Source organism: uncultured Phycicoccus sp., assembly GCF_947495705.1.
Lineage (GTDB): Bacteria > Actinomycetota > Actinomycetes > Actinomycetales > Dermatophilaceae > Phycicoccus.
The window spans coordinates 1-21,454 of the sequence record NZ_CANLZR010000013.1 but is presented as its reverse complement, the minus strand read 5'-3'; the positions used below and the strand labels follow the sequence as shown (position 1 = coordinate 21,454).

21 protein-coding genes are annotated in these 21,454 nt (G+C 74.1%); all 21 read left to right on the top strand.

What is annotated here, in order from left to right:
• The first annotated feature begins 168 nt into the window (after positions 1–168).
• The 21 genes from priA to tyrS all read left to right on the top strand — a co-directional run bounded on the left by priA (position 169) and on the right by tyrS (position 20,979).
• Positions 169–912: a bifunctional 1-(5-phosphoribosyl)-5-((5-phosphoribosylamino)methylideneamino)imidazole-4-carboxamide isomerase/phosphoribosylanthranilate isomerase PriA gene (priA, locus tag Q0963_RS15315; RefSeq protein ID WP_299447732.1), complete on the top strand. Its 744-nt coding sequence runs from the start codon at positions 169–171 to the stop codon at positions 910–912.
• The gene (locus tag Q0963_RS15310; protein ID WP_299447730.1) at positions 909–1,637 is read left to right on the top strand and encodes an SseB family protein; all 729 of its coding nucleotides are present in this window, start codon (positions 909–911) and stop codon (positions 1,635–1,637) included. Before priA ends, Q0963_RS15310 begins: the two co-directional genes overlap by 4 nt.
• 258 nt (positions 1,638–1,895) lie before the next feature.
• A complete protein-coding gene (infC, locus tag Q0963_RS15305) occupies positions 1,896–2,639 on the top strand; it encodes a translation initiation factor IF-3 (protein ID WP_299447728.1) in 744 nt (247 codons plus the stop codon).
• A gap of 56 nt (positions 2,640–2,695) precedes the next feature.
• On the top strand, positions 2,696–2,890 hold the full coding sequence (gene rpmI, locus Q0963_RS15300) for a 50S ribosomal protein L35 (RefSeq protein ID WP_299447726.1): 195 nt from the start codon (positions 2,696–2,698) through the stop codon (positions 2,888–2,890).
• A 49-nt stretch (positions 2,891–2,939) separates the two neighbouring features.
• On the top strand, positions 2,940–3,317 hold the full coding sequence (rplT, locus tag Q0963_RS15295; protein WP_299447724.1) for a 50S ribosomal protein L20: 378 nt from the start codon (positions 2,940–2,942) through the stop codon (positions 3,315–3,317).
• A gap of 14 nt (positions 3,318–3,331) precedes the next feature.
• A complete protein-coding gene (locus tag Q0963_RS15290) occupies positions 3,332–4,141 on the top strand; it encodes an RNA methyltransferase (protein WP_299447722.1) in 810 nt (269 codons plus the stop codon).
• A 60-nt stretch (positions 4,142–4,201) separates the two neighbouring features.
• Positions 4,202–5,269 carry an ATP-binding protein gene (locus Q0963_RS15285; protein ID WP_299447720.1) on the top strand — a complete coding sequence of 356 codons (1,068 nt, stop codon included), beginning with the start codon at positions 4,202–4,204 and terminating at the stop codon, positions 5,267–5,269.
• A gap of 85 nt (positions 5,270–5,354) precedes the next feature.
• A complete protein-coding gene (locus Q0963_RS15280) occupies positions 5,355–6,554 on the top strand; it encodes an MFS transporter (RefSeq protein ID WP_299447718.1) in 1,200 nt (399 codons plus the stop codon).
• 105 nt (positions 6,555–6,659) lie between these two features.
• A complete protein-coding gene (gene pheS, locus Q0963_RS15275; protein ID WP_299447716.1) occupies positions 6,660–7,754 on the top strand; it encodes a phenylalanine--tRNA ligase subunit alpha in 1,095 nt (364 codons plus the stop codon).
• Positions 7,754–10,303 (top strand): phenylalanine--tRNA ligase subunit beta, encoded by a 2,550-nt coding sequence (pheT, locus tag Q0963_RS15270; protein WP_299447714.1) that lies wholly within the window; start codon positions 7,754–7,756, stop codon positions 10,301–10,303. Before pheS ends, pheT begins: the two co-directional genes overlap by 1 nt.
• Complete coding sequence (locus Q0963_RS15265) at positions 10,300–11,124, top strand: SDR family NAD(P)-dependent oxidoreductase (protein ID WP_299447712.1); 825 nt, start codon at positions 10,300–10,302, stop codon at positions 11,122–11,124. Before pheT ends, Q0963_RS15265 begins: the two co-directional genes overlap by 4 nt.
• 158 nt (positions 11,125–11,282) lie before the next feature.
• The gene (gene argC / locus Q0963_RS15260; protein ID WP_299447710.1) at positions 11,283–12,323 is read left to right on the top strand and encodes an N-acetyl-gamma-glutamyl-phosphate reductase; all 1,041 of its coding nucleotides are present in this window, start codon (positions 11,283–11,285) and stop codon (positions 12,321–12,323) included.
• 5 nt (positions 12,324–12,328) lie between these two features.
• On the top strand, positions 12,329–12,733 hold the full coding sequence (locus Q0963_RS15255; protein WP_299447828.1) for an ACT domain-containing protein: 405 nt from the start codon (positions 12,329–12,331) through the stop codon (positions 12,731–12,733).
• Positions 12,733–13,884, top strand: a complete 1,152-nt coding sequence (gene argJ / locus Q0963_RS15250; protein WP_299447708.1) for a bifunctional glutamate N-acetyltransferase/amino-acid acetyltransferase ArgJ — start codon at positions 12,733–12,735, stop codon at positions 13,882–13,884. Before Q0963_RS15255 ends, argJ begins: the two co-directional genes overlap by 1 nt.
• Positions 13,885–13,907: 23 nt before the next feature.
• A complete protein-coding gene (argB, locus tag Q0963_RS15245; RefSeq protein WP_299447706.1) occupies positions 13,908–14,855 on the top strand; it encodes an acetylglutamate kinase in 948 nt (315 codons plus the stop codon).
• Positions 14,848–16,068: an acetylornithine transaminase gene (locus Q0963_RS15240; RefSeq protein ID WP_299447704.1), complete on the top strand. Its 1,221-nt coding sequence runs from the start codon at positions 14,848–14,850 to the stop codon at positions 16,066–16,068. The genes argB and Q0963_RS15240 overlap by 8 nt, the downstream gene beginning before the upstream one ends.
• Positions 16,065–17,012: an ornithine carbamoyltransferase gene (gene argF, locus Q0963_RS15235; protein WP_299447702.1), complete on the top strand. Its 948-nt coding sequence runs from the start codon at positions 16,065–16,067 to the stop codon at positions 17,010–17,012. Before Q0963_RS15240 ends, argF begins: the two co-directional genes overlap by 4 nt.
• A complete protein-coding gene (argR, locus tag Q0963_RS15230; protein WP_299447700.1) occupies positions 17,009–17,512 on the top strand; it encodes an arginine repressor in 504 nt (167 codons plus the stop codon). Before argF ends, argR begins: the two co-directional genes overlap by 4 nt.
• Positions 17,509–18,954 carry an argininosuccinate lyase gene (gene argH, locus Q0963_RS15225; protein WP_299447698.1) on the top strand — a complete coding sequence of 482 codons (1,446 nt, stop codon included), beginning with the start codon at positions 17,509–17,511 and terminating at the stop codon, positions 18,952–18,954. The genes argR and argH overlap by 4 nt, the downstream gene beginning before the upstream one ends.
• 25 nt (positions 18,955–18,979) lie before the next feature.
• Positions 18,980–19,591, top strand: a complete 612-nt coding sequence (locus Q0963_RS15220) for a DNA-3-methyladenine glycosylase (protein WP_299447696.1) — start codon at positions 18,980–18,982, stop codon at positions 19,589–19,591.
• A 113-nt stretch (positions 19,592–19,704) separates the two neighbouring features.
• Complete coding sequence (tyrS, locus tag Q0963_RS15215; RefSeq protein WP_299447694.1) at positions 19,705–20,979, top strand: tyrosine--tRNA ligase; 1,275 nt, start codon at positions 19,705–19,707, stop codon at positions 20,977–20,979.
• The last annotated feature ends 475 nt before the right edge of the window (positions 20,980–21,454 follow it).

Below are 21,454 nucleotides of genomic sequence, written 5' to 3'. Positions count from 1 at the left end.
GCACTTCCCCCGGGAAGGCTTCTCGGGTGAAGCGCTGGTTTCCCGGGTCACCCGAGAAAGCCGAGGGGGGCGGGGCGGGGTGGCTGGGGTCGGGGTCGGGGTCGGGCTGGGGCGCCGGACGCGGCAGACTGGGGCACCGACCGACCCACCGCCCCCGGAGGACCCCGCGTGAGCACCCCAGACCAGCCCCGCCTCGAGCTGCTGCCCGCCGTCGACGTCGTCGAGGGGCGCGCCGTCCAGCTCGTCCAGGGCGTCGCCGGCTCCGGCGCGGAGTTCGGCGACCCCCTGCTCGCCGCGCTGCAGTGGCAGGAGGAGGGGGCGGAGTGGCTCCACCTCGTCGACCTCGACGCGGCCTTCGGCCGTGGCAGCAACGCGCTGCTGCTCGCCGAGATCGTCGGTCGGCTCGACATCGACGTCGAGATGAGCGGGGGCATCCGGGACGAGGAGTCGCTCACCCGGGCCCTGGCCACCGGCTGTCGCCGGGTGAACGTCGGCACGGCCGCCCTCGAGGACCCGGAGTGGACCGCGCGGGCGATCGCCGAGCACGGTGACCGGGTGGCCGTCGGCCTCGACGTCCGCGGCACGACCCTCGCCGCGCGGGGCTGGACGAGCGAGGGCGGTGACCTGTGGGAGACCCTCGCCCGGCTCGACGCCGAAGGCTGCTCCCGCTACGTCGTCACCGACGTCGCCAAGGACGGGATGATGAAGGGGCCCAACCTGTCACTGCTCCAGGACGTGTGCGCACGCACCGACCGGCCCGTCGTCGCCTCCGGCGGCATCTCGACCCTCGAGGACATCGCCGCGGTCCGCACCCTGGTCGCCGACGGCGTCGAGGGCGCGATCGTCGGGTCGGCGCTCTACCGCGGCGCCTTCACCCTCCCGGCCGCCCTCGACGTCGCGGGCCGCCCGTGACCCCGGGCGGGGCCGACTCCGCCGAGGTCCCCTGGGGCGGACGCGAGCTGTCGGAGTCGGGCTTCGAGACCGACACCGGCGAGGCCGACCCGGCGCTGCGCGCGGCGCTCGCCGGGACCGCCGACGACGCGACGCTGATGCGGGCCGTCGAGGCGTCGCGGTTCCTCGTCCCGGTCGTCGCCACCGCCACCGGCGAGGACGAGCACGACGGGCACCGGGTCGAGACGGGGACCGACATGGCCGCCGTCACCCTCGTCGCCCCGGACGGACGCCGGGCGCTCCCGGTGTTCACCGGCGCCGACGCACTCGCCGCCTGGGACCCGGCCGCGCGGCCCGTGCCGGTGACGCCCGCGCGGGCCGCGCAGGCCGCCGTCTCGGAGTCCTGCGACGTGCTCGTCGTCGACGTCGCCGGGCCGGCCACCCGCGTCCTGCGCCCCTCGATGCTCTGGGCGCTGGCCCAGGAGCGGCCCTGGCAGCCCGCACCCACCGACCCCTTCGTCGCGCGGGCCGTCGCGGCCGCGACCGCGGCCGAGCCCGACATCGTCACGCACACCCTCGAGGAGGGCACCCCGGCGGGGGAGGGCGTCCTCGGGATCGTGCTCACGCTGCGGCCCGGCCTCGCCCCCGACGACGTCCGGGCCGCCGCGACCCGGGTGGGCGAGCGGCTCGCCACCGACGGCGAGCTGCGGGCCCGGGTCGACGGCCTCGCGTTCCGGATCGTCTGACGATTTCGGCCCCGGCGGGGGTGCTGGTAGCGTTGTGCGCTGACCGACCGCCCCGCTGTCCCGGGGGTGGTGTGCAAGAGAAGCCAGGCTTCCACCCGCGTCGACCACGAGGTCGCCGGGTCCCCGGTCCGTGACGAGACGTCACGCGCGCCCCTTCGGGTGTGTCGTGGCATCCCGTCGCAGACCGGACGGAACCAGGCTCCTCGCGCACACGCCGCGAGGAGCCTCTTCTCGTGTCGGCGGCCACCGTTCAGACATGTGACGAAGGAGAAGCACATCAGCGAGCCACGCATCAACGACCGCATCCGGGTTCCGGAGGTGCGGTTGGTCGGCCCCAACGGCGAGCAGGTCGGCATCGTCCGCGTCGAGGACGCCCTCCGCCTCGCGGCAGAGGCGGACCTCGACCTCGTCGAGGTCGCTCCGATGGCCAAGCCCCCGGTCGCCAAGCTCATGGACTTCGGCAAGTACAAGTACGAAGCCGCCGTGAAGGCCCGTGAGGCGCGCAAGAACCAGGTCAACACGGTCATCAAGGAGATCAAGCTCCGCCCGAAGATCGACCCGCACGACTACGGCACGAAGAAGGGCCACGTCGTCCGGTTCCTCAAGGGCGGCGACAAGGTCAAGGTGACGATCATGTTCCGCGGTCGCGAGCAGTCCCGCCCCGAGCTCGGGTTCCGGCTGCTCCAGCGCCTCGCGGAGGACGTCATCGAGCTCGGCACCGTCGAGTCGGCGCCGAAGCAGGACGGCCGCAACATGGTCATGGTCATCGCGCCGACGAAGAAGAAGGCGCAGGCGATGGCCGAGCAGCGCAAGCGCCGTGACGACGCGAAGGCCGACCAGGCCGCCGACGACGCCGGGGTCGACACCAGCACCGAGCAGGTCGAGCCGGCCGAGCAGGTCGAGTCGGCCGAGCAGGTCGAGTCGGCCGAGCAGGTCGAGTCGGCCGAGCAGGTCGAGTCGGCCGAGCAGGTCACGGCGAGCGAGACGACGGACGCGGGCTGAGCCCGTCCCCGGACAACAGCACTACCGACAGCACACGACGCAAGGAGATCGGCACCATGCCGAAGAACAAGACGCACAGCGGCGCCAAGAAGCGCTTCCGGGTCACCGGCTCGGGCAAGGTCATGCGCGAGCAGGCCGGCCACGTCCACAAGTTCCACGAGAAGACCCCGCAGAAGGCCCGCGCTCTGTCCAAGGACGTCCTGGTCTCCACGGGTGACCTCAAGAAGGTCAAGAAGCTCCTCGGTCGCTGAGCGACCCCTCCCCACCCCCCTGTACTGACGCAGAGCAAGGAGAACTCACGTGGCACGCGTGAAGCGGGCGGTCAACGCCCAGAAGAAGCGCCGGGTCGTCCTCGAGCGAGCCAGCGGGTACCGCGGGCAGCGCTCGCGGCTCTACCGCAAGGCCAAGGAGCAGGTCCAGCACAGCATGGGCTATGCCTACCGCGACCGGCGCGCCCGCAAGGGTGACTTCCGCCGGCTGTGGATCCAGCGGATCAACGCCGCGGCCCGCGCGAACGGCATGACGTACAACCGGTTCATCCAGGGCCTGAAGATCGCCGAGGTCGAGGTCGACCGCCGGATGCTCGCCGAGCTCGCGGTCAACGACGAGGCCGCCTTCACCGCGCTCGTCGAGATCGCCAAGGCGAACCAGGGCACCGAGGCGAAGGCCTCCGCCTGAACGGCGACCACTCCGTGCTGACCAACCCCGGATCCGACCGGGTCCGGGCGGTCCGTGCACTCCAGAGGCGGCCGGTGCGGCAACGCACCGGCCGCTTCGGCGTCGAAGGGCCGCAAGGGGTCCGCGAGGCCGTCCGGTACGCCCCGCAGCGGGTGCGCGACGTCTACGTCACGGCCGAGGCCGCCCAGCGCTACGCGGCCGACATCCTCGGGCCCGCGCACGACGCCGGGCTGCGGGTGCACGAGGTGTCCACGGAGGTCCTCGCCGCGATGTCCGACGCAGACGCGCCCCAGGGCGTGCTCGCCGTCGTGGACGCCGCCGACACCACGCTCGCCGAGGTGCTCGCCACCGGCCCGCGGCTGCTCGTGCTGCTGACGAACGTCCGCGACCCCGGCAACGCCGGCACGGTCATCCGCGGCGCGGACGCGGCCGGCGCCGACGCCGTGCTCGTCAGCGCGGCCTCGGTGGACGTCCTCGCCCCCAAGGTCGTCCGGTCGACGGCCGGATCACTGTTCCACCTGCCGGTCGTCGCCGGTCTCGACACCGACGCCACCCTCGACGCGCTCGCGGGGGCCGGGATCCGCCGCTACGCCGCCGACGGGTCCGGGACCACCCTGCTGCCCGAGGCCGACCTCGCCGCCGCGCACTGCTGGGTCATGGGGAACGAGGCCTGGGGGCTGCCCCAGGACACCCTCGATCGGTGTGACGAGGTCGTCCGCGTCCCCATCCACGGGCGGGCCGAGTCCCTCAACCTCGCGATGGCCGCGACCGTGTGCCTGTACGCGTCGGCCGGTGTCCAGCGGTCGGCGCGCGGCGCGGGATGACGTGCGCGCCACGGTCCGGCGTCCAGCGCCCGGAGCGCGACGCGGGGTAACGTGCCCGACATGGTTGAACGGTTCGGGGTGCCCGACGACCTCGCCGGCCACGGCCTGGAGTTCCTGCCGGACGGGCTGATCACCGCTGTGGGGGACCCCGGGGTGGTGCGGTACATGAACGGGCGGGCCGAGGAGATCACCGGGCTGTCCGCCGACGAGGTCGTCGGGTGCGACATCCGCACGGCCGTGCCGCTGCTCGACCACACGGGGGACTCGTGGTGGGACATCACCGACCCGTGGTCGGGGCTGCAGACCCGCACGGGCCACCGTGAGCGCCTGCTCGTCCTGCCGTCGGGCCGAGAGCTGCTCGTCACGGCGCGCTACGTGCGTGCCGAGCGGGGGGCGCCGGTCAACACGCTCGTCCTGGGGGTCCGCGACGCCGAGAGCCGGCGACGGGCCGAGAAGGAGAGCTCGGTGCTCCTCACCTCCGTCGCCCACGAGCTGCGTTCACCGCTCACCGGGGTCAAGGGCTTCTCGTCGACGCTGCTGCGCAACTGGGACCGGTTCAGCGACGACCAGAAGCGGCTCATGCTCGAGACCATCGAGGCCGACGCCGACCGGGTCACCCGGCTCATCACCGAGCTGCTCGACACCTCCCGGATCGGGACGGGTCGGCTCACCGTCCACGCCCAGCCGCTGCAGGTCCGTCCCCGGCTCGAGGCGCAGGTCGAGCGTCGGGTGGTGGCCGGGGCGGACCGCGCGCAGTTCGACATCGACGTCGCCGACGGGGTCGACGTGCTCTGGGCCGACCCCGACCGCTTCGAGCAGGTCGTCACCAACCTCGTCGACAACGCGCTGCGGCACGGCAAGGGCCGGGTCCGGATGGCCGTCGAGCGCGCGGCGTGGGAGGGCCCGGCCGCCGTCGACCTCGTCGTCTGCGACGACGGCGACGGCATCGCACCCCACCACCGCGAGCTCGTGTTCTCGAGGTTCTGGCAGGCCGGGGCCAAGCACGGCACCGGGCTCGGCCTCTATCTCGTCCGTGGTCTCGTCGAGGCCCATGGCGGGGAGGTGGCCGTCGAGAGCGCCCCCGGAGGCGGCGCCCGGATGCGCGCGACCTTCCCCGACGGCGACTGACCGGCCGGCGCCCGCGCCCCACCGCCCCCTCGTGCCGCCGACCCCCTGAATGGCGAGGACGCGGGTCGACTGAGAAGGTGTCCACGTGAGCACAGTGACCCTCGAGCCCTACCGGCGCGTCCTCGCGCACCAGGGCCTGCGTCGGGCACTCGTCATCGGCGCCCTCGTGCGGACCCCGGTCTTCGCGACGGGCATCCTCGTCAGCATCCATGTCGTCACGGCGCTCGGCCGCTCCTACACCGAGGCCGGGCTCGTGGCCGCGGCGGCGACGATCTCCATCGCGATCAGCGGCCCCTGGCGCGGCCGGCTGCTCGACAAGCACGGGCTGCGCCGCGTCGTCGCCCCGTCGCTGCTCATCTCCGGCACGAGCTGGGCCATCGCTCCGTGGGTCGGCTACCTGCCGCTGCTGGTGCTCGTGGTGGTGGCCGGGCTGTTCGTCGTCCCCACCTTCTCGGTGATCCGCCAGGCGATCATCGCCGCGGTGCCGGAGGACCAACGCAGGACGGCCATCTCCCTGGACTCCGCCATCATCGAGGTCTGCTTCATGGTGGTGCCCGCCGTGGCCGTCTGGGCCTCGATCCACTGGGGCACCGCCAAGGTGCTCTTCGTCGTGCAGATGTGCGGGGTCGCGGCCGGGGTGGCCCTGTGGATCGCGAACCCCCCGCTGCGCGGCAAGGGCGAGGACGCCGCGGGCGCGGAGGCGCCGCCCCGGCGGACCTGGCTGCGCCCGGGCTTCATCGCCGTCTGCGCGATCGCCGCCACCTCGACGCTGGTGCTGGCGGGCTCCGACCTGGCCATCGTCGCGACGATGCGCGAGTTCGACACGGTCGGCCAGATCGGGATCGTCCTCGCCGTGTGGGGGCTGGGGTCGCTCGTCGGCGGCCTCGTCTACGGCGCCCTGCCCCGGGAGATCCCGGCCCGCTGGCTGCTGCTGGGCCTCGCCCTCGCCACCGCGCCGATGGCGCTGGCGTCCTCGCCGTGGGAGCTCGCGGGGTACGCGCTCCTCGCGGGGCTCCTGTGCGCCCCGGCGATCACGGCCACCGTCGACGAGGCCGCGCGCCTGGTGCCTGCCCGCGCCCGGGGGGAGGCGATGGGCTGGCACGGCTCCTCGATCACCGCCGGCGGCGCGCTCGGGGCGCCGTTCGCGGGGTTGGCGCTCGACGGGTACGGCCACGGCGCGGGCTTCGTCGCCGTGGCAGCGGTCGGCGTCGCGGTGGCCCTGTGGTCGTTCGTCGTCGCCCGCCGCTCCACGGCGCGGGAGGCCCGCGTCGCCAGCCGGGTCTGAGCCCCGCGCGGCGGCTCGCCCCGTCCGGGATGAACCCCGTCCAGCACCGGGGGAGCGGCGCTCCCTAGACTCGGGCGCGCCCCCACCGACGAAGAAGTGGAAGCGATGTCCGGACCCAACACCAGCTACGACCCCGTCGAGGTCGCCGCGCTCGACCCCGCAGCCGTCGAGGCCGCCGCTGCCGCGGCCCTGGCGGCCGCGCAGGCCGCGTCGACCCTCGACGAGCTCAAGGCCGCCCGCGGAGCCCACCAGGGCGACAAGAGCCCGCTCGCGCTCGCGAACCGCGAGATCAGGGCGCTGCCCCCCAGCGCCAAGGCCGAGGCCGGCAAGCGGGTCGGCCAGGCCCGGGGCCGGGTCGCCCAGGCGTTCGCCGCCCGCCAGGCCGAACTCGAGGCCGAGCGCGACGAGCGCATCCTCGTGGACGAGGCCGTCGACGTCACGCTGCCCGCGGGGCGCCGTCCGCTGGGGCGCCGCCACCCCATCGAGCTCATGTCGCAGCGCATCGCCGACCTGTTCATCGGGATGGGCTGGGAGATCGCCGAGGGCCCCGAGATCGAGGCGGAGTGGTTCAACTTCGACGCCCTGAACTTCGACATCGACCACCCCGCGCGCCAGATGCAGGACACCTTCTACGTCGACCCGCCCGAGGACGGCCTCGTCCTGCGCACCCACACCTCGCCGGTGCAGGCCCGGACCCTGCTCGAGCGCGGCGTGCCGGTGTACGTCGCCGCCATCGGCCGGGTCTTCCGCACCGACGAGCTCGATGCCACGCACATGCCGGCGTTCCACCAGGTCGAGGGCCTCGCCGTCGACGAGGGCATCACGATGGCCCACCTCAAGGGCACCCTGGACCGGCTCGCCGCCGAGCTGTTCGGTGCGGGCATCACGACCCGGCTGCGGCCCTCGTACTTCCCCTTCACCGAGCCGAGCGCCGAGATGGACCTGCGCTGCTTCGTCTGCCGCGGCGAGGACCCCGAGTGCCGGACGTGCAAGGGGATGGGCTGGATCGAGTGGGGCGGGTGCGGCATGGTCAACCGCAACGTCCTCACCGCGTGCGGGGTCGACCCCGACCGCTACACCGGCTTCGCCTTCGGGATGGGCGTGGACCGGGCGCTGATGTTCCGCACCGGGGTCAGCGACATGCGCGACATGATCGAGGGTGACGTGCGTTTCGACGCCCAGTTCGGGATGGAGATCTGATGCGGGTTCCCGTCGACTGGCTGCGCGAGTACGTCGCGGTCTCCCCGGACGCGACCGGGGCGGACATCGCCGCCGCGCTCGTGGCGGTCGGGCTCGAGGAGGAGGGGCTGCACGGTGGCGGCGTCACCGGCCCCCTCGTCGTCGGCCGCGTCCTCTCGGTGGTGCGTGAGCCGCAGAAGAACGGCAAGACCATCAGCTGGTGCCAGGTCGACGTCGGCGACGCCAACGGCACCGGCGAGCCGCAGGGCATCGTCTGCGGGGCGCCGAACTTCGACGAGGGCGACCTCGTCCCGGTGATCCTGCCCGGAGGTGTCCTGCCGACGCCGCAGGGCCCGCTGGAGGTGTCGGCGCGCAAGACCTACGGCCACGTCTCGGCCGGGATGATCTGCTCCGAGCGCGAGCTCGGCCTCGGCGACGACCACGACGGCATCATCGTGCTCACCCGGCGCTTCGCCGGGGACGACGAGACGCTGGCCAGGTGCGTGCCCGGGGCCGACGCCATCGCGATCCTCGGGCTCGACCGCGAGACCGTCGAGGTCAACGTCACCCCCGACCGGGGCTACTGCTTCTCGGTGCGCGGGGTCGCGCGGGAGTACGGCCACGCGACCGGGGCGGTGTTCACCGACCCGGTGACCGCGCTCGCCGCCGCCGCCCCGGCCCCCACCGACACCGGCTACCCCGTCGAGCTGACCGACGAGTCACCCGTCCGCGGCCGCCTCGGCTGCGACCGGTACGTCGCTCGCGTCGTCCGGGGGATCGACGTCGCCGCGCCGACCCCGGCGTGGATGCGCGCCCGGCTCACCGAGGCCGGGATGCGCCCGATCTCGCTGGCGGTCGACGTGACCAACTACGTGATGCTCGGGCTCGGCCAGCCGCTGCACGCGTTCGACCTCGCGCGGCTCGGCGAGCGCATCGTCGTCCGCCGCGCCCGCGCGGGCGAGCGGCTCACCACCCTCGACGACGTCGACCGGGCCCTGGACCCGGGGGACCTCCTCATCACCGACGGCGGCGAGACGCCCATCGCCATCGCCGGCGTCATGGGCGGCGCCAGCACCGAGGTGTCGTCCTCGACCAGCGACGTGCTCATCGAGGCGGCCCACTTCGACCCCGTGTCCGTGGCCCGCTCGGCACGCCGGCACCGGCTCCCGTCGGAGGCGTCGCGGCGTTTCGAGCGCGGCGTCGACCCCGGGCTCGCGCCGGCCGCGGCCCAGCTCGCCGTCGACCTGCTCGTCCGTTACGGCGGCGGCACCGTCGACCCCGGCGTCACCGATGTGGGCACTCCGGCCGAGCCCGCGCCGATCGCCCTGTCGGCGGCCTTCCCGTCGCGCCTCGTCGGCATCGACTACCCCGCGGACGAGGTCGTCGACATCCTGCGCCGGATCGGCTGCGCGGTGGACGCCGACGGGGATGCGCTGACGGTCTCCCCGCCGTCCTGGCGGCCGGACCTCACGACCGCCGAGGACCTCGTCGAGGAGGTCGCGCGGATCCACGGCTACGCGCGCATCCCGTCGGTGCTCCCGACGCCTCCGGGCGGGTCGGGGCTCACGCACGCCCAGCGGGTGCGACGGGTCGTCGCCGACCTGCTGGCCGCCCAGGGGCTCGCCGAGGTGTGGAGCGACCCGTTCGTCGGGGCCGACCGCTTCGCCGACCTCGGGCTCGACGTCGACGCCGAGACGGCCCGCACCGTGCGCATCGCGAACCCGCTGTCCGACGAGGAGCCGTTCATGCGCACGAGCCTCGTCGCGACGCTCGTCGAGGCCCTGCGGCGCAACGTCTCGCGGGGGGCGAAAGACGTCGCGCTCTTCGAGCTCGGGCTCGTCACGGCGCGCACCGGCCCGCAGCGCCAGGCGCCCACCGAGGACGTCGGGGTCCGGCCCTCGGACGCCGTGCTCGCGACCATCCGGGAGGCCGTGCCGCACCAGCCGCGGCACGTCGCGTGGCTCCTCGCCGGCGACCGGGACCGCGCCGGGTGGTGGGGCGCCGGTCGTCGCGCCGACCTCACCGACGTGCTCGAGCTCGTCGAGGCCGTCGCGCAGGCGCTCGCCGTCGAGGTCGTCGTCTCGGCCGACGACGCCATGCCCTGGCACCCCGGCCGCTGCGCACGGGTGGCGCTGGCCGAGGGCACGGTCCTCGGCCGGGTCGGGGAGCTGCACCCGAAGGTCGTCCAGGCCCTCGGGCTGCCCGAGCGCACCGTCGGTGGCGAGCTCGACCTCGACCTCCTCACCGTCGCCGCCGACCACACCGTGCGCGCCCGCACGCTCGCCACGTACCCGATGGCCCAGAGCGACGTCGCGCTCGTCGTCGACCGCGGTGTGCCGGCGTCCGGGGTGCGCGAGGCGCTGGTGTCCGGTGGGGGTGACCTGCTGGAGGCGGTGCACCTCTTCGACGTCTACGAGGGCGGTCAGGTGGGGGAGGGGCGCAAGTCGCTCGCCTACCGGCTGACCTTCCGCTCACCGGAGCGCACCCTGACGACCGAGGAGGTGTCGCGGCTGCGGGACGCCGCCGTGGCCGCCGCGGCGGCGGCGCACGGAGCGGTGCAGCGGGCGTGAGCGAGGCCGCGGCCGGCATCACCGAGCCCGTCGACGACGAGGGCGACGTGACCCCCGAGCCCGACACCGACGACGGTGCCGGGCGGGGCGGCCACCTCGTCGCCGTCGTCACCGGCGCCTCGCGCGGCATCGGGCGTGCCGTCGCGATGGCGCTCGAGGACGCCGGGTGGGTCGTCGAGCGGGGGTCCTCGACGGTCGCGCCGGTCACCGACCGGGAGGCCCTGGCGGCCTGGGTGGCTGACATCGTCGAGCGGCAGGGCCGCATCGACCTCCTCGTCAACAACGCCGGGGTCATCGACGCCGAGGTCGACCTGTTCGCCTCCGACCCCGACCAGTGGTGGTACACCCACGAGGTCAACGTCCTGGGCGTCTACCTCATGACCTGGCTCGTGGCCCCGCACCTCGTGGCGGCCGGCGGTGGCCGGGTGGTCAACGTGAACTCCGGGTCGGCCCGCCGGGCCGGGGCGGTCGCGAGCGCGTACTCCGCCAGTAAGGCCGCGCTCGCGCGCATCACGGGCTCGGCCCACCTCGCCGGCTGGGACCGCGGCATCCGGGCGTTCGACCTCATGCCGGGGGTGGTGCGCACCGACATGACCGCGGCGATGGACGCCCACGTCGGCCGCACCGAGTGGACCTCGCCCGAGGAGGTCACGTCGCTCGTCCTCGCGCTGGCCTCCGGTGACCTCGACGCGTTCTCCGGGCGTTTCGTGCGGGCCGGTGTCGACACCCCGGACTCGCTCCGCGCGATGGCCGAGCGCGGGCTCGAGCCGGGCGAGCGCATGCTCGACCTCGTCCTGCGCGACGACGACCCCCTCGCCTGACCTCACCCGCTCTGTCCCGACATTTCAGGCCGGCGTCCGCGCGAACCGCCGCCTGAGCGGCGTGTCGCGCGGACCGGGGCATGAAAAGTCGGGAAGCCCGGGAGGTGGGTGATGGGGTGGTTGTGCATGGAGTTGGCGAACTCTGTATAGTCATGCATATGCCGAAGGTTGCCGTGGCCGGAGCGAGTGGGTACGCCGGGGGAGAGATCCTCCGGCTGCTGCTGGCGCACCCCGATCTCGAGGTCGGCGCCCTGACCGCGGGTGGCAACGCCGGCGAGCTGCTGGGGAGCATCCACCCGCACCTGACGCCGCTCGCGGACCGGGTCCTGGAGGAGACGACCCCCGAGGTCCTCGCGGGTCATGACGCCGTCGCCCTCGCCCTGCCGCACGGCCACTCGGCCCGTATCGCGCAGGCCCTGCCGCCGGACGTCCTCGTCGTCGACTGTGGCGCCGACCACCGGCTGCGTGACCCCGACGCGTGGACCGAGTTCTACGACACGAGCCACGCGGGGTCCTGGCCCTACGGCCTGCCGGAGCTCCCGACGGCCGAGGGCCCGCAGCGCGGCGCCCTCGCCGGGGCGACCCGCATCGCCGTCCCCGGCTGCTACCCGACGGCCGTCTCGCTGGCCCTCGCACCCGGCCTCGTCGGCGGGGTCGTCGAGCCCGCCGACATCACCGTCGTCGCGGCCTCGGGCACCTCCGGTGCCGGCCGCTCCCTCAAGCCGCACCTCCTCGGCGCCGAGACGATGGGCTCCATGTCGCCGTACGGCGTCGGCGGGGTCCACCGGCACACCCCCGAGATCGAGCAGAACCTCTCGGCGTGCGGTCGTGGGCCCGTCACCGTCTCGTTCACCCCGACCCTGGCCCCGATGCCCCGCGGCATCCTCGCGACGTGCACCGCGCGGGCCGTCGACGGGGTGACCGCCGCGGAGGTCCGGGCGGCCTGGGACGTGGCATACCTCGACGAGCCCTTCGTCCACGTCCTCCCGGAGGGGCGCTGGCCGAGCACCGCGAGCGTCCTCGGCTCCAACTGCGTCCACCTCCAGGTGACCCTCGACGATCGGGTCGGCCGGGTCGTCGTCGTCGCGGCCGTCGACAACCTCACCAAGGGCACGGCCGGGGCCGCCGTCCAGTGCCTCAACCTCGCCCTCGGCCTCCCCGAGACCACCGGGCTCCCGCTGGCCGGAGTCGCCCCGTGACCGCCATGCCGCTCCACCTCATGGAGCACCCCGAGGACGTCTCCATCGTCCGGCTCCCCAGCGGAGTGGAGCCGGACTTCGACTGGCAGCGCGGGCCGCTGGCGTCGCTGACCCGGACCGCCGACGAGACCTCGATCGTCTGCGCCACCGACGTGGTGCCGGCCGCCGCCCGCAGCGAGGGTCCGTTCCGCGCCGTCGAGGTCGCCGGGCCGCTGGCCTTCTCGGCCGTCGGCGTCTTCGTCGACATCCTCACCCCGCTCGCCCACGCCGGGATCTCGGTGCTCGGCCTGTCCACGTTCGACACCGACTGGGTCCTCGTGCCGCGCGACCGGTCCGCCGACGCCGCGCAGGCCTGGCGCCGGGCCGGTTTCGTCATCACCCCGACGACGTTGAGCGGGGGAGGGTCCTGATGTCGGTCACCACCCCCCGGGGGTTCCGGGCGTCCGGGGTCGTCGCCGGCCTGAAGGCCTCCGGCCGCCCGGACGTCGCGCTCGTCGTCAACGACGGCCCGGAGCACGCCGCCGCGGCCGTCTTCACGAGCAACCGGGTCGAAGCCGCCCCCGTCACCTGGTCGCGCACCGTCGTCGCCGACGGCCGGGCCGACGTCGTCGTCCTCAACAGCGGCGGTGCGAACGCCTGCACCGGCGTGCCCGGCTTCCAGGACACCCACGCCACGGCCGAGCACGTCGCCGCCGCACTCGGCGTGGCCGCCGGTGACGTCGTCGTCTGCTCGACCGGGCTCATCGGGGAACGGCTGCCGATGGACCGCCTGCTTCGCGGGGTCGACGCGGCGGCCGCGTCGTTGACCGGCGAAGGAGGGCCGGCGGCCGCCGAGGCCATCATGACGACCGACAGCGTCCCGAAGACCGCGCACGCCGACCACGACGGCTGGTCGGTCGGGGGGATGGCCAAGGGCGCGGGGATGCTCGCGCCCTCGCTCGCGACGATGCTCGTCGTCCTCACCACCGACGCGGTCGCCGACGCTCCGACCCTCGACGCGGCCCTGCGCGAGGCGACGCGCACGACCTTCGACCGGGTCGACTCCGACGGCTGCATGTCGACGAACGACACCGTGGTCCTCCTCGCGTCCGGCGCCTCCGGGCGCCGGGTCGACCCCGACGACCTCGGTGCGGCGGTCACGGCGGTGTGCGCCGACCTGGCCCGCCAGCTCGTGGCCGACGCCGAGGGAGCCCACCACGACATCGCCGTCGAGGTCCGCTCCGCGGCCTCGGAGGACGACGCGCTCGAGGTCGCCCGCTCGATCGCCCGCAACGCCCTCTTCAAGTGCGCGGTCTTCGGCGGCGACCCCAACTGGGGGCGCGTCCTGGCCGCCGTCGGGACCACGGCCGCCGCGTTCGACCCCGCGACCCTCGACGTGTCGATGAACGGCGTCCAGGTGTGCCGGGCCGGGGGCGTGGGCGAGGACCGCACCCTCGTCGACCTGTCGGGCCGGGTGGTGCACGTCGTCGTCGACCTGTACGCCGGTGACGCCGCGGCGACGGTCTGGACCAACGACCTCACCCACGACTACGTCCACGAGAACTCCGCCTACTCCACCTGAGCACGACCGAGACGAAGGCCCCCATGACCCCACCCGAGCAGCTGGCGTTCCGCGGCGCGATCGACGCCGCGGCGCTGCGGGTCGCCCAGTCGAAGGCGACGACCCTCGTCGAGGCACTCCCGTGGCTCGAGTCGTTCCGCGGCGCGCTCGTCGTCGTCAAGTACGGCGGCAACGCGATGACCGACGACGGGCTGAAGGCGGCGTTCGCCCAGGACATCGCCTTCCTCCGCTACGCCGGGCTGCGCCCGGTCGTCGTCCACGGCGGCGGGCCGCAGATCAAGAGCATGCTCGACCGCCTCGGCCTGCAGTCGGAGTTCCGCGGCGGCCTGCGCGTCACGACCCCCGAGGTCATGGACGTCGTGCGGATGGTGCTCACCGGCCAGGTCGGACGCGAGCTCGTCGGCCTGCTCAACCAGCACGGCCCGGTCGCCGTCGGGCTCTCGGGGGAGGACGCCGGCCTGTTCGGGGCGCGGCGCCGCGGCGTCACCGTCGACGGCGAGGAGCACGACCTCGGGCTCGTCGGCGACGTCGTCGAGGTCGACCCCCGGGCCGTCCTGGACCTCCTCGACGCAGGGCGCATCCCCGTCGTGTCCACCGTGGCCCCGGACCTCGACCACGACGGCCAGGTCCTCAACGTCAACGCCGACACCGCCGCCGCGGCACTGGCCGCGGCGCTCGGCGCCCGCAAGCTCGTCGTGCTCACCGACGTCGAAGGCATCTACGCCGACTGGCCCGACCGCGGGTCGCTCCTGTCCGAGCTGCGGGTCGGCCGCGCCCGCGAGCTGCTGACCCGGGTGGAGGCCGGGATGATCCCGAAGCTCGAGGCGTGCATCCGGGCCGTCGAGGCGGGGGTGCCACGGGCCCACGTCGTCGACGGCCGCCAGCCGCACAGCGTCCTCCTCGAGATCTTCACCTCCGAGGGCATCGGCACGATGGTCCTGGCGGACCAGGACGGAGACGACGATGCGTGAGCCCACCCCGACCGCAGGGAAGCAGACCGACGCCTGGCTGGGCCGGTACGACCGGGCGCTGCTCGGTGTCTTCGGCCGGCCCCAGCTGGTCCTGGAGCACGGCGAGGGCGCCTGGGTGTGGGACGTCGACGGCCGGCGCTACCTCGACCTCGTTGGCGGCCTGGCCGTCACCGTCCTCGGGCACAACCACCCGGCGCTCGTCGCGGCCGTCTCGAAGCAGGCGGGCCAGCTCGTCCACGTCTCGAACTTCTACACCTCCGTGCCCCAGGTCGAGCTCGCCGAGCGCCTCCTGGAGGTGGCGGGCGCCCCCGCCGGCTCGGCGGTGTTCTTCTGCAACTCGGGCACCGAGGCGATGGAGGCAGCCGTCAAGCTCGCCCGGCGCACCGGCCGGATGGGGATCATCGCGGCCGAGGGCGCCTTCCACGGCCGGAGCACCGGCGCCCTGGCCCTCACCCACAAGCCGGCGTACCGCGAGCCGTTCGAGCCGCTGCTGCCCGGCGTCGTGCACGTCCCGTGGGGTGACGTCGCGGCGCTCGAGTCCTCGGTCGGGCCGGACACCTCCGCCGTCGTGCTCGAGCCGATCCAGGGCGAGGGCGGGGTGGTCCCGGCCACGGCCGAATACCTCCGGGCCGCCCGGGCCCTGACCGCCGAGGCCGGGGCGCTGCTCGTCCTCGACGAGATCCAGACCGGGGTCGGGCGCACCGGGTCCTGGTTCGCGTGCCAGCAGGCGGGGGTCGTGCCCGACGCGATGACCGTGGCCAAGGGGCTGGGCGGTGGCGTGCCCATCGGCGCCCTCGTGACGTTCGGGCCCGAGGTCACGGCACTGCTGGCAGCGGGGCAGCACGGCACGACGTTCGGGGGCAACCCCCTCTCGTGCGCCGCGGGGCTGGCCGTGCTCGACACGATCGTGGCCGAGGGCCTGCTCGACCACGTCCGGGCAGCCGGCGAGCACCTCGAGCGGCGGGTCCTGGGCCTCGGCGACCCCCGGGTCACGGGCATCCGGGGGGCCGGCCTCCTGCGCGCGGTGACCCTGGCGGGGGAGTGGGCGCCCTCGGTGGCCGCCCACGCACGGGACGCCGGCATCCTCGTCAACCCGGTCGCACCGGACGCCATCCGGCTGGCGCCGCCCTTCGTCGTCACCACCGACCAGCTCGACCTCTTCGTCGACGCCCTGCCGGGGCTCCTCGACGCGGCCACCGAGGAGAACCGATGACCCTGCGTCACTTCCTGCGCGACGACGACCTCACCCCGGACGAGCAGCGCGAGGTGCTCGACCGGGCCCTGGCGCTCAAGGCGGACCCGTTCTCCGACCGCTGCCTCGAGGGCCCGCAGACCGTCTCGATCCTCTTCGACAAGCAGACCCTGCGCACCCAGGTCTCCTTCGTCGGCGCCGTCTCGGGCCTCGGGGGGTTCCCCATGGTCGTCGACGGGCGGCTCGCCGGGGTCGGCGTGCGCGAGCCCGTCGCCGACGTCGCCCGGATCCTCGGCCGGCAGTCGGCGGCGGTGGTGTGGCGCACCTTCGAGCAGGCCAAGCTCGAGGAGATGGCCGAGTACGCGGGGGTCCCGGTCGTCAACGCGCTCACCGACGACTTCCACCCGTGCCAGACCCTCGCGGACCTCCTCACCGTGCGCGAGCTGCTCGGCGACCTCGCCGGTCGCACCCTCGCCTACGTCGGGGACGGCGCGAACAACATGGCCCACTCCTACCTGCTCGCCTCGGCCACCGCCGGGGTGCACGTGCGGGTCGGCGCACCACCGAGCCACCAGCCGTCGGCGGCCGTCGTCGCCCGGGCCGAGGAGATCGCCGCGCGGACCGGGGCGTCGGTGCTCGTCACCGACGACGCCGTCACGGCGGTGAGGGGCGCCGACGTCGTCGCGACCGACACGTGGGTGTCGATGGGCCAGGAGGAGGAGTCGGACACCCGGCACGGCACCGACGGCCCGTTCGAGCCCTTCCGCGTCGACGAGGCGCTCATGGCCCAGGCCGCCGACCACGCGGTCTTCCTGCACTGCCTTCCGGCGTACCGGGGCCACGAGGTGACCTCCGCGGTCATCGACGGGCCGCGCTCGCACGTCTGGCAGGAGGCCGAGAACCGCCTCCACGCGCAGAAGGCCCTCCTGTCCTGGCTACTCGAGCACTCGGAGGTGTCGGCATGACCGTCTCGACGAGCCGGGCGGCCCGGCAGCAGCGGATCGTGGAGATCCTGCGTGCCGAGCCCGTCCGCAGCCAGACCGACCTGCTCGACCTGCTGGCCACCGACGGCATCGAGGTCACCCAGGCGACGCTGTCGCGTGACCTCGTCGACGTCGGCGCCGAGCGGGTCCGGGTCGGCAAGAACCTCGTGTACGCCGTGCCGGGTGAGGGCGGCGACCGCACGGTCCGGGTGGCCGCGGCCACCGAGGAGCGCGTCTCGCGCCTGCAGACCCGCTGCCAGGAGCTGCTCGTCTCGGCCGACCACTCGGCGAACCTCGTCGTCCTGCGGACGCCCCCGGGCGCGGCGAACTTCCTCGCCTCGGCCATCGACCACACGACGGTCGAGGGGGTGCTGGGGACCATCGCCGGTGACGACACGATCATGGTCATCACGTCGGGGCCCCAGCGCAGCCGTGAGGTCGTCGACCGCCTGATGTCGTACACCCGGAAGGACCCCTCGTGACCTCGCCCGACCCGAGCGCCCCGGCGGCCGTCAGCCTGTGGGGCGGACGCTTCTCCGGAGGGCCCGCCGACGCCCTGGCGGCGCTGTCGAAGTCGACGCACTTCGACTGGCGCCTCGCGCTCCACGACATCGCGGGGTCGCGGGCCCACGCCCGGGTCCTGCACCGGGCCGGCCTGCTCGACGACGAGATGCTCGAGGCCATGCTCGCGGCGCTGGAGCGGCTGCGGGCCGATGTCGAGTCCGGGGCCTTCGTCGCCGCCGAGGGCGACGAGGACGTCCACACCGCGCTCGAGCGCGGCCTCATCGAGCGGGCCGGGCCGGACGTCGGAGGCCGGCTGCGCGCCGGGCGCTCCCGCAACGACCAGATCGCGACCCTCGGGCGGATGTACCTGCGCGAGCACGCGCGGCTCGTGGCCGGGCTGGTCCTCGACGTCGTCGACGCCCTCGTCCTCCAGGCCCGCCGGCACCACGGGGTGCCGATGCCCGGCCGGACCCACCTCCAGCACGCCCAGCCGGTGCTCCTGTCCCACCACCTCCTGGCCCACGCCTGGGCCCTGCTCCGCGACGTCGACCGGTTCCGCGACTGGGACGCCCGGGCGGGCCTCTCGCCCTACGGCTCCGGCGCGCTGGCGGGCTCCTCGCTCGGCCTGGACCCGGCGGCCGTCGCCGCCGACCTCGGCTTCGCGGGAGCGGTCGAGAACTCGATCGACGGCACCGCCTCGCGCGACTACGCCGCCGAGTTCTCGTTCGTCGCGGCGATGACGGCCGTCGACGTGTCCCGCCTCGCCGAGGAGGTCATCCTCTGGGCCACCAAGGAGTTCTCGTTCGTCACCCTCGACGACGCGTACTCGACGGGGTCGAGCATCATGCCGCAGAAGAAGAACCCCGACGTCGCGGAGCTCGCACGCGGCAAGGCCGGCCGGCTCGTCGGCGACCTCGCTGGCCTGCTGACGACGCTCAAGGGCCTGCCGCTGGCGTACAACCGCGACCTCCAGGAGGACAAGGAGCCGGTGTTCGACGCGATCGACACCCTCGAGGTCCTGCTCCCCGCGTTCTCGGGGATGGTGGCGACGCTGACCTTCGACACCGACCGGCTCGCCGCCCTCGCGCCCCAGGGGTTCTCGCTGGCCACCGACATCGCCGAGTGGCTCGTCCGCGAGGGAGTGCCGTTCCGGGTCGCCCACGAGGTCGCGGGCGCCTGCGTCCGCGCGTGCGAGGCGCGCGGCATCGAGTTGTGGGACCTCTCCGACGACGACCTCGCGGCCATCAGCGAGCACCTGACGCCCGGGGTCCGCGAGGTGCTCTCGGTCGAGGGGTCGCTGGCCTCGCGCTCGGGCCAGGGCGGCACCGCACCGGTGCGCGTCGCCGAGCAGCTGGAGCGGGTCGTGGCCACGGCGGCCGAGGCCCGGGTGTGGACGGCCGACCTCCCCACCGCCCGCTGACCTGCGGCCGAGCCAGACTGGGCCCATGACCGACCCGCTCGCCGCGCTGCTCGCCCGCGACTCCACCGAGGTCGCACCCGCGCTGCTCGGAGCGCGGGTGACCCATGCGGGGGTGACGGTCCGGATCACCGAGGTCGAGGCCTATGCGGGGGCCGTCGACCCGGGCTCGCACGCCTACCGTGGCCGGACCCCACGCACCGAGGTGATGTTCGGGCGCGCCGGCCGGCTGTACGTGTACTTCACGTACGGGATGCACTTCTGCGCCAACGTCGTCACCGGGCCCGAGGGCGAGGCGTCGGCCGTGCTGCTCCGGGCGGGGGAGGTCGAGGCGGGGCACGAGGTCGCGGCGGTCCGCCGGGCCGGGGTGCGGGAGCGGGACTGGGCAAGAGGCCCGGCGCGGCTCGCGGTGACCCTCGGCCTGGGGCGGGAGCAGAACGGGCTGGACCTGCTCGACCCCGCGACGGCAGCGCGCCTCACCGTGCCCAGGCGCCAACACGCTGCCGCGGACATCCGCACCGGCCCCCGGGTCGGGGTCAGCGGCCCGGGTGGGGACGGGGAGGCGTTCCCGTGGCGGTTCTGGCTCGACGGCGAGCCCAGCGTCAGCCCCTACCGGCCCGCGGTGCGGCGCAGACGGTGACGTGCCATCGGTCGACGTCCACCCCGGGCTCCCGGCACACATCGCCCGCGGCCGGCGTGGCAGGCTGGGGCGGCCGGTGCGACGCCGGCACCGGCGACCCGGAAGGACCCACCGTGACCGACATCCTCGACGAGCTGCAGTGGCGGGGGTTGGTGGCCCAGACCACCGACGAGTCCGCGCTGCGCCAGGCACTCGCCGACGGGCCGATCACGGCGTACTGCGGGTTCGACCCCACCGCGCCCTCGCTGCACTTCGGCAACCTCGTGCAGCTCGTCGTCCTGCGCCACCTCCAGCGCGCGGGGCACCGGGTGATCTGCCTCGTCGGCGGCTCGACCGGGCTCATCGGTGACCCCCGGCCGACGTCGGAGCGCGGGCTGAAGACCAAGGAGCAGACCGCGGAGTGGGTGGCGCGCATCCAGGAGCAGGTCCGCCCCTTCCTCGACACCTCCGGTGAGAACGCCGCGGTCTTCGTGAACAACCTCGACTGGACCGAGGGGATGTCGGCGCTGGACTTCCTGCGAGACGTGGGCAAGCACTTCCGGGTCAACCAGATGCTCCGAAAGGACGCCATCGCCGCGCGGCTCGCCAGCGACGAGGGCATCTCGTACACCGAGTTCAGCTACCAGCTGCTCCAGGGGCTGGACTACCTCGAGCTCTACCGCCAGTACGGGTGCACGCTCCAGACGGGCGGCAGCGACCAGTGGGGCAACCTCGTCGCTGGCTCCGACCTCATCCACCGGGTCGAGGGGCGCTCGGTGCACCTGCTGACGACGCCGCTCCTCACCGACAGCTCGGGGGAGAAGTTCGGCAAGAGCGCCGGCAACGCCATCTGGCTGTCCGCCGACATGACCAGCCCCTACGCCTTCTACCAGTACTGGCTCAACGTCGAGGACGCGTCGGTGGTCACGCTGCTCAAGGTCTTCACCGACCGCAGTGCCGAGGAGATCGCCGACCTCGAGCGTCAGCTGGCCGACGAGCCGTGGAAGCGCGCGGCTCAACGCTGCCTCGCCGCCGACGTCACGACGCTGGTGCACGGGCCCGCTGCCACGAGTGCGGTGCAGGCGGCCAGCGAAGCGCTCTTCGGCAAGGGCGACCTCCGTGCGCTCGACGCAGCCACCCTGCGGGACGCCGCGTCCGAGCTGCCGAGCGGCGCCGTCAGCGTCGGGATGTCCGTCGTCGACGCCCTCGTTGCCGTCGGGCTCGCGGAGTCGCGTAACGCGGCGCGACGCACGGTGGGGGAGGGCGGCGCGTCCGTCAACGGGGTCAAGGTCGCCGACCCCGAGAGCGCGCTCGGCGACAATGACGTCCTTCCCGGCGGCGTCGTCGTCCTCCGCCGTGGACGCAAGAACCTGGCGGCCGGGCTCGTCGACACCCCATCGACCGCCTGACTCGTGCGTGGGGCCGCCGATGTCGCTGTGCGGCAACGCTCCTGGGCGCCAGGACCCGGCACCGGCACCCGGATTTGTGTTGGCCGCCGTCGGTGATCTACAGTTTTCGACGTCAGCCCGAGAGGGAGCACCGGACACCAAGCGGCAGGGCCGTCCAGCCCCGCACCAAGTAGGCCGGTCCCACGAGCTGACAGCCACGAAAGACCATGACGGGCGTTCGCGTCCGCCGCGGTCGGCGTGGCCCCCGGACCACCTGGGGCGAGCACGGACCTCTTGCAGGGCCGAGTTTGACCAGGGCGGAGCGGGGAGGGTAAGTTGGAGTGGTTGCCCGGGAGCGAAGCCCCCGGCGTGACGACCTCCGAACGGCAGCCCCGACGATGAGCTCTTTGAGCGATGTGGTTGGTGCGCGTCCGATCCTTGAGAACTCAACAGCGTGTCAAAAATCGATGCCAATTACCTCGTCGCATCGGGTGTG

What these genes read in the sequence shown, in the direction of transcription:
- rpmI (WP_299447726.1), top strand. Translation starts at nt 2,696, where the DNA reads ATGCCGAAGAACAAGACGCACAGCGGCGCCAAGAAGCGCTTCCGGGTC.
- pheS (WP_299447716.1), top strand. Translation starts at nt 6,660, where the DNA reads ATGTCCGGACCCAACACCAGCTACGACCCCGTCGAGGTCGCCGCGCTC.
- Q0963_RS15220 (WP_299447696.1), top strand. Translation starts at nt 18,980, where the DNA reads ATGACCGACCCGCTCGCCGCGCTGCTCGCCCGCGACTCCACCGAGGTC.
- argC (WP_299447710.1), top strand. Translation starts at nt 11,283, where the DNA reads ATGCCGAAGGTTGCCGTGGCCGGAGCGAGTGGGTACGCCGGGGGAGAG.
- Q0963_RS15285 (WP_299447720.1), top strand. Translation starts at nt 4,202, where the DNA reads ATGGTTGAACGGTTCGGGGTGCCCGACGACCTCGCCGGCCACGGCCTG.
- argR (WP_299447700.1), top strand. Translation starts at nt 17,009, where the DNA reads ATGACCGTCTCGACGAGCCGGGCGGCCCGGCAGCAGCGGATCGTGGAG.
- pheT (WP_299447714.1), top strand. Translation starts at nt 7,754, where the DNA reads ATGCGGGTTCCCGTCGACTGGCTGCGCGAGTACGTCGCGGTCTCCCCG.
- argF (WP_299447702.1), top strand. Translation starts at nt 16,065, where the DNA reads ATGACCCTGCGTCACTTCCTGCGCGACGACGACCTCACCCCGGACGAG.
- argB (WP_299447706.1), top strand. Translation starts at nt 13,908, where the DNA reads ATGACCCCACCCGAGCAGCTGGCGTTCCGCGGCGCGATCGACGCCGCG.
- Q0963_RS15240 (WP_299447704.1), top strand. Translation starts at nt 14,848, where the DNA reads ATGCGTGAGCCCACCCCGACCGCAGGGAAGCAGACCGACGCCTGGCTG.
- Q0963_RS15255 (WP_299447828.1), top strand. Translation starts at nt 12,329, where the DNA reads ATGCCGCTCCACCTCATGGAGCACCCCGAGGACGTCTCCATCGTCCGG.
- argJ (WP_299447708.1), top strand. Translation starts at nt 12,733, where the DNA reads ATGTCGGTCACCACCCCCCGGGGGTTCCGGGCGTCCGGGGTCGTCGCC.